6 protein-coding genes and 2 pseudogenes are annotated in these 6,676 nt (G+C 43.1%); 5 read left to right on the top strand and 3 right to left on the bottom strand.

Translation table 11 applies throughout. The annotated features are described in order from the left end of the window. From LPH68_RS25160 to LPH68_RS25140, 5 genes and pseudogenes are all read left to right on the top strand, one after another. Positions 1-183 (top strand): annotated as a pseudogene (locus tag LPH68_RS25160) (hypothetical protein); the annotation flags it as partial. Next, positions 180-665 carry a hypothetical protein gene (locus tag LPH68_RS25155; protein WP_149949498.1) on the top strand — a complete coding sequence of 162 codons (486 nt, stop codon included), beginning with the start codon at positions 180-182 and terminating at the stop codon, positions 663-665. The pseudogene LPH68_RS25160 and the gene LPH68_RS25155, both read left to right, overlap by 4 nt. Positions 666-846: 181 nt before the next feature. Beyond that, positions 847-1,089 carry a hypothetical protein gene (locus LPH68_RS25150; RefSeq protein WP_149949499.1) on the top strand — a complete coding sequence of 81 codons (243 nt, stop codon included), beginning with the start codon at positions 847-849 and terminating at the stop codon, positions 1,087-1,089. Positions 1,090-1,161: 72 nt separating this feature from the next. After that, positions 1,162-1,806 (top strand): thymidylate synthase, encoded by a 645-nt coding sequence (locus LPH68_RS25145; protein ID WP_149949500.1) that lies wholly within the window; start codon positions 1,162-1,164, stop codon positions 1,804-1,806. Positions 1,807-1,901: 95 nt separating this feature from the next. After that, a complete protein-coding gene (locus tag LPH68_RS25140) occupies positions 1,902-2,756 on the top strand; it encodes a DNA adenine methylase (RefSeq protein ID WP_149949501.1) in 855 nt (284 codons plus the stop codon). A gap of 382 nt (positions 2,757-3,138) precedes the next feature. Here LPH68_RS25140 and LPH68_RS25135 read toward each other — a convergent pair whose 3' ends face one another. The 3 genes and pseudogenes from LPH68_RS25135 to LPH68_RS25125 all read right to left on the bottom strand — a co-directional run bounded on the left by LPH68_RS25135 (position 3,139) and on the right by LPH68_RS25125 (position 6,628). Further along, the gene (locus LPH68_RS25135; RefSeq protein ID WP_009038713.1) at positions 3,139-4,575 is read right to left on the bottom strand and encodes a calcineurin-like phosphoesterase family protein; all 1,437 of its coding nucleotides are present in this window, start codon (positions 4,573-4,575) and stop codon (positions 3,139-3,141) included. Positions 4,576-4,578: 3 nt separating this feature from the next. After that, a pseudogene (locus LPH68_RS26890) lies at positions 4,579-4,761 on the bottom strand (hypothetical protein); the annotation flags it as partial. A 157-nt stretch (positions 4,762-4,918) separates the two neighbouring features. Next, positions 4,919-6,628: a hypothetical protein gene (locus LPH68_RS25125; protein ID WP_008641252.1), complete on the bottom strand. Its 1,710-nt coding sequence runs from the start codon at positions 6,626-6,628 to the stop codon at positions 4,919-4,921. Between the last annotated feature and the right edge of the window lie 48 nt (positions 6,629-6,676).

Here is a 6,676-nt window from a genome sequence, read left to right as displayed (position 1 = left end):
GGCGAGGACCGCTGTATTGTGGCCATCGAAGTGAACGGCGAGGCGAAGAAGTTCTTCACCAACAGCGAGGAAATGAAAAACATTCTCGCACAAGTAAAGGAAATGCCGGATGGTTTCCCGTTTGAAACGACCATCAAAACAGAGACATTCGGCAAAGGTAGAACCAAATACGTGTTTACATGAAAAGAGTTGAAGGAAGTGCCGGTGTTTCGCTGATGGAATGCACGAATCCGGTTAAAGACAAATGGCGCATCCGCTGGGATGTGCAGGAAAAAGAGAACGGCTCTGCCTCCTACATGGAAGAGGAGTTTAGTCATAAACCTACCGGCGAGGAAATCCGCTCGTTGGTTATGTCCTGGTATAACAGCCGGACTGATGCAGCTATCCTATCCGGATTTGTGTACAATGGTGCCCCTGTATGGCTTTCTACGGAGAACCAGTACAACTATAAGGCAGCATACGACCTGGCTGTTCAGACGGGCGGAGAAACCCTACCGGTCACATTCAAGTTTGGTTCGGATGAACAGCCCGAATACCATACTTTTAGTCGGTTAGATGAGTTGAAAGACTTCTATACGAAAGCGGTAAGGTATATCCAGAATGTTCTGGCTGAAGGCTGGGAAAAGAAGGATAAATTCAATTTGGAATTATACCGGATTGAATGATTGACAATCCCTTCGGGGGGGAGGGATAAAAAAAGCCCCCGGCCTGTTAAAAGTAACGCCAATCACTTAGAACAACAAGTACGCCAGAGCGCACGACCGGGGGCAAATACCCTCTGTCGCGCTCTGGCTTTTTGTTGTCTAAAAAATGATTGGCGATGCAAAGATATAATTTTTTTGTTGTATGAAAGTGATTGAGATATTAAACTTTAACCGGGAGTTGCTGAAAAGGCTCCAGGCGGCCGGCATCCGTCTGGAAGATGCCCGGTATATCGACCTGTATGCGGATTATACCCGCCTGCTGGATCATGGTGAGAAAGTCTCGTATGCCGTGGCCGTACTGTCCGAAAAGTATTCGGTGAGCGAGCGTAAGGTTTACACCCTGGTGAAACGGTTTCAGAGCGACTGCAAGACGCTTGCAGTGTGAGCGGGCTGTCTTTTGCCGTTTGAAGTGCTGTTTTCCCCTATCTTTAGGGCGTTTCAATATTAGAAGAAGGAAATGGCTATGAATAAGTATTACCGTATCCTGGACAAGATTCTTGCCACGGGAAAGACACAGACCAACAAGAAGGGAAACATACAATACCTTCTGAATGAGCAGTTGTCGCTGACACCGGCGGACCTGCTTGACATATTCGAGGGGCATAATATCGCCCGTAAGAAACTCCGTAGCGAGCTCCAGCTGTTCATGCAGGGGGAGCGTAACGTGGAGAAGTACCGGGAGGCCGGCATCAATTGGTGGGATTATTGCGGTTCCATCCTGGTGAACAGTTATCCTACCTATTTCGAGAAGCTGCCGCCATTGATGGCGAAAATCAACCGGGAGAAGCGCAACAGCAAGAACTATGTGCTTTTCCTGGGTGAGACTGGCGCCGAAAGTAATCAGGCACCCTGCTTGAGTCTGGTACAGTTCCAGCTGGATGACGGGGAACTGGTTCTGTCTGCCTACCAGCGCAGCAGCGATGCGAACCTCGGGTTGCCTTCCGATATTTATCACCTGTATCTGATGGCGCGGCAGATAGAACTTCCCCTGAAGTCGATCACCCTCTTTCTGGGAAATGTACATATCTACGAGAACAACATCCCGGGTACCCGCGCACTGCTTGCCGGTGACGAGACCGTCCGTTTCGGGCTGAACGTGTAGTTTGCTGTATGTGTCTTGCAGCGGGAACCGTTCATGTTTTCCGCTGTTTTTCGTTTATTTGGGGGACCTTTGCGGCCGTTTTAAGGCAGAATGAAATGAGAAAGATGTATTTGTCCGCCCCGCTTCCTTTTGTGGGGCAGAAACGCATGTTTGCGAAGGAATTTATCAAGGTGCTGGGACAGTTCCCGGACAGCACCGTGTTTGTGGACCTGTTTGGCGGCTTGGGCCTGCTGTCACATATTACCAAATGTGTCAGGCCTGATGCCACCGTTGTTTATAACGACTTCGACAACTATCGCCGCCGGCTTGCGAATATCCCGGCCACCAATGTGCTGTTATCCGATTTGCGCCGGATAGCTGAAGGGGAATCCAAAAATAAACGTATAACCGGGGAGGTTCGCGATAAAATGTTTGCCCGTATTGAGAGGGAGGAAAAAGAGCACGGCTACGTGGATTATATCACGATTTCCTCATCCTTGTTGTTCGCCATGAAGTATGTGCTCTCTCTGGAAGATATGAAGAAAGAGACACTTTACAATAATATCCGGCAGACAGACTATCCCGAAGCAAAGGATTATCTGGGAGGACTGACTATAACCAGCGAAGACTACAAGGAAGTGTTCAAGCGTTACAAGGATGTTCCGGGTGTGGTGTTCCTGGTTGATCCGCCATACCTTTCCACTGAAGTGGGAACTTACAAGATGTTCTGGCGTCTGGCTGACTATCTGGATGTACTAACCGTTCTGAAAGGGCATCCGTTCGTGTACTTCACCTTGAACAAGTCATCTATCCTAGAACTGTGCGACTGGATAGGCAGGAACCCGTCCGTCGGCAATCCGTTCAAGAACTGCCGGAAAGTCGAGTTCAATGCAAGTGTGAACTATAACTCCAGGTATACGGATATGATGCTGTACACGGCACCTGATGAAGCGTCCGGCATGGCAGTTTAATACTGTATAAAAATAATGATTTTATTTGAACCGGCAATGGCTATTGAACGATATTTTAAAGTCGTCCAAAAGGTGTTCAAATGAAAGGGAAACGGTGGGTTTCGGCCGTGCAAAAATAGACCGGGCTTACTGTTTTTCTGATACGCGTCGTTTTTGCTCTTTTTGAAACGCTTCGTTTTTGTAAAGTGGAACGTTTCGTTTTTCCGGATTTATGTACAAAAAACGGATCTTTATAAAGATATAAAAAGACAGGTCTGAAAAAAGGATAGTTTACACCGATTCTTTTCGAAAGTTGGTTTTCGTAATGAATCGGTATAAACTCTATTCATACTACTGAATTTTCACAAATTATTCGGGGGAACCATAAATAGACTGGAAGAACCTACAATTTCACCTCTTTCGTGAATATTTCTCCGAAACGATTCTTAACCACCACTTTGACAGACTTCGTACCTTTCGCAGGCTGTGCCCGGAAAAGATGCCGTGTATGATAGCCGGTTTTCTTTCCTTTCACCATGTTGATATAATCCTGATCTTCATCATCAAAAGCCTGCATGGCACCTTTCAATACTCCGTCTTCGTACCAGTTTATTGTATACGTTCTGTCCCAATCCCAGATGTTGGCTACCACATAGTCTTTCTGGCTTTCAAATTCTCCCGGCTTGTGGAGCCGGAACTGATAATCGGGAGAACAGCCTGTCGCTTTGTAACGCCATTTCACATCGTCACCTTTCACTTCTACCACCAGATAACCGTTCGGCGCTCCGCAACGGTTCACGTGTCCTGCCCACCATGCACCGCAGGCAGCTCCGATATTATGTTCATAAATAGTAGGCGCAGGTTGCTGATTCTCATAGAAATGTGTGTGTCCCGAGAAAATATGAACCTGATACGGTCTTAATAGTTGGAAAAGCGCGTTGGCGTTGCGTGCATTTCCACCGGCCGATACCGTGTTGTTGGCTACCGGAGCGTGTACGTTCAGGAATATGGTGCTTCCTTCGGGCACATAACTTAAATCTTTTCTCAACCAGTCCAGATCTTCCGGTGTGAATCGTTCCGTGTATTTCTTATTACCATCGTAGTCGATGTCTTTCATTGCGATTACATGGATTTTTCCAATGTTGAATGAATAGTTGGCCGGACCGAACGACTGGTAATAATTCTGTTCCCCATATCCGTCTGCCGGATGATCCGTCTGTGTCATGGATTTGTAGAGCAGGTTGAAATCATGGTTTCCCATTAGTTGGAACATTGTGATACCTAAATTAGAGACGGCTTGCCGGTAAGGAGCATATAAGTTCATGGCATCCCACACAAGGTCGCCCAGTCCCATACCAACGATTTCGAAGTTCTTTAGCGAGTCGGCAGTCTGTTTCAGGTCGGGCACTGTTTCTGTGCGGAAGCGGTTCAGTTGTTTCTCGTTCCTCACTTGCGGATCGGAAATGGCGATATATACAAATTCATCCGCCGGCTTCTGCCGTTTGGTCAGAACGAAGTTGCACTGATTCTCGCTTTTCTTCGCATCCAAATATTGATAGAAGCCGTCGGCTACACCCTCTTTGGAAGGAAGCTCATAGTCTGCCGGAGTAGAGATGTAAACCATCGGATAACGTGCCGGATCGGTGTTCAAAACATAGTTTCCTTGCGCGTCGGTTGTTTTAAAATGCGCACCGTCAGTTACTACTACACCGCTGACAGGCTTACCTGTGTTATCTTTCACACTGCCTTTCACAACAGTCTGACCAAAAGCGGCAACAACATTTAGCTGGAGACATAAGATTGCCGCAAACAGCATATTTCTATTACATACTTTTTTCATTGCTTATAACTTTCTTAGAGTGACTTGATTGAATAATGCGATAATCTCTTCCGGTTCGTCTGCCGACTTTACAGCCTCTTCGAAAGACTTGCTGTTATCGTCGAAACACATCACATTGGCACAATCCAGAATGTGTGCCATGTTGGATGTAGCAACTTCCCGGCTCACTTCTTCCTTTTTCAGTGCTGATGTAGTCGTTGAAGTGTTCTTTGATAACCGCTGGGTAGACCGATGTAATTTTCGTCCTGTTGTGTAGGGTGACTTGCAACATATACACTAGGAAGCAAAACGTGTTTCATCCTTTCAACAAGTGGGCAAAGAACTCGGAACTTATTTCATGTTTTTATTTTTTAGGTTTTAAAATTAGATGATAATCTTTTTCTAAATTATAATCGTTGTAATTAGGCTTTAAATAATTAGGCATTGACTCCAACTCTTCAGAAGTGCGATTTTCCTTTAATTTGAATGTTTTTATTATATGAGAAACTGGCGCACCATTTTTAGGTTGTATTTTGATGGAAAAACGTACACAAACATCTCCGGCATATTTATTAAAATTAGCCCAATCTGTATTCCAGTGATCTGTATAAACTCCCTCTTCCCAATAAGTATATTTTTCATTATTATACGATGTCTTTAAAGATCTACATAAAACCTCTTTGTTATAATATAAAACGATTTCTTGATTTGTTACATGTATATCGGCAATGGCCTTTACTTCTGGATTAAATTCTAAGTAAGGTGAATAATCTTTACTTGTATCAAAGACAATGCGATGAACTTCATTGATATAATCACCATATTCTGGATCAACTCCTTGATATTCATAGTATTGTTCGTGAGATTTTATTTCTGGCTTTCCTTTAAAATTCACGACTCCCAGTATTTTATTATATAATGGAACATAACCTGTTGCATTTATAACATTTTCTGTTCCTGGTAACCAAAATGAAATTGGCATTGAAGGAAATGCTCCGCTATTTGTGCTTGTACCTGACAAGGAAATTGTAGTCATCAATTGATAATTTACCGGAGGATTTATTCCTTTATTGCTGCTTCCACCCACAATTCCACTAACAAATCCAACTATAAGTCCTGGCAGACCAGACGTAGATCCCTTTAATGCAGAACTCACTCCATTATATAACGCATTAAAAATCCCATTTTTTAGCCCTAACTTATTATTTGATTGTCCATCTTTAGCATCGGATATTTTGTTCCTCTCTAAAGAATTTAGTCCAATTCCAGCCAAAATTCCAGTCCCTATTGATTTTAATTCATCAGATTGTAATATGTTTCCCATTTTATTTGAATGATCTACTGCTCCTTGACCTAGAATGGCATCAAGCTTTCCTTCCATTTTTCCATCTAAGTATATTTTAGAAACACTATAGTAATTCAAAAACCAATTAAATCGTATTTCATTATAAGGAATAGAAGAAAGATTTTGATCATATGCCAATTCATATTCCATCATATACCATCTGTTAGTAGCTAATGGCATTGAACCATCAATAGGGGCGGGCTGTAGTTGTACGTAGCTTTTCTGATCTTTTGCCACTGCATCTAGGACTGGCTGTCCTAAAAAATTTAAAATAGATGTTTCCTTGGCAGAAATAACAGAAATACCATTTTGTATATACGAAGAAGTTGCTACGAAAGGTGTTGTTATATATAAATATATTCTCATTGTACCTCGATACTTATTATACAATACAAAGAAAGGATTATTTACTATACTAGAAGCCTCTGAACTGAAAGCGTTGTAAAGCATCTCCCACCCATCAAAAGATTTGTAATCATTAAGTATATCTGTTTCATAAAATGAAGACAAACTCCCTGCTCCAATCCAAGGAACCGGTATTCGTGCATATCCTGCAGGAGTTGGCATCCAATCGGCATTTTCCCAATCGAAGTCAGGCGTTACCACTGAACGAGTTATTAATGAAGGGGCCAGATTCCAGTCAGTTTTACTGTCATCAGAACATGAAGTCATCGTCAGGCAATATCCTAACACTAAGAATAATAATCGAAATAATTTTTTCGTGTCCATAATTTTGATATTTTAATGATACATAAATAGTATTATCCTCTATTAGAT

It is taken from the genome of Bacteroides sp. 1_1_30 (genome assembly GCF_020982715.1).
Lineage (GTDB): Bacteria > Bacteroidota > Bacteroidia > Bacteroidales > Bacteroidaceae > Bacteroides > Bacteroides xylanisolvens.
The sequence above is the reverse complement of the archived record's forward strand: the minus strand, read 5'-3'. Positions and strand labels throughout refer to the sequence as shown.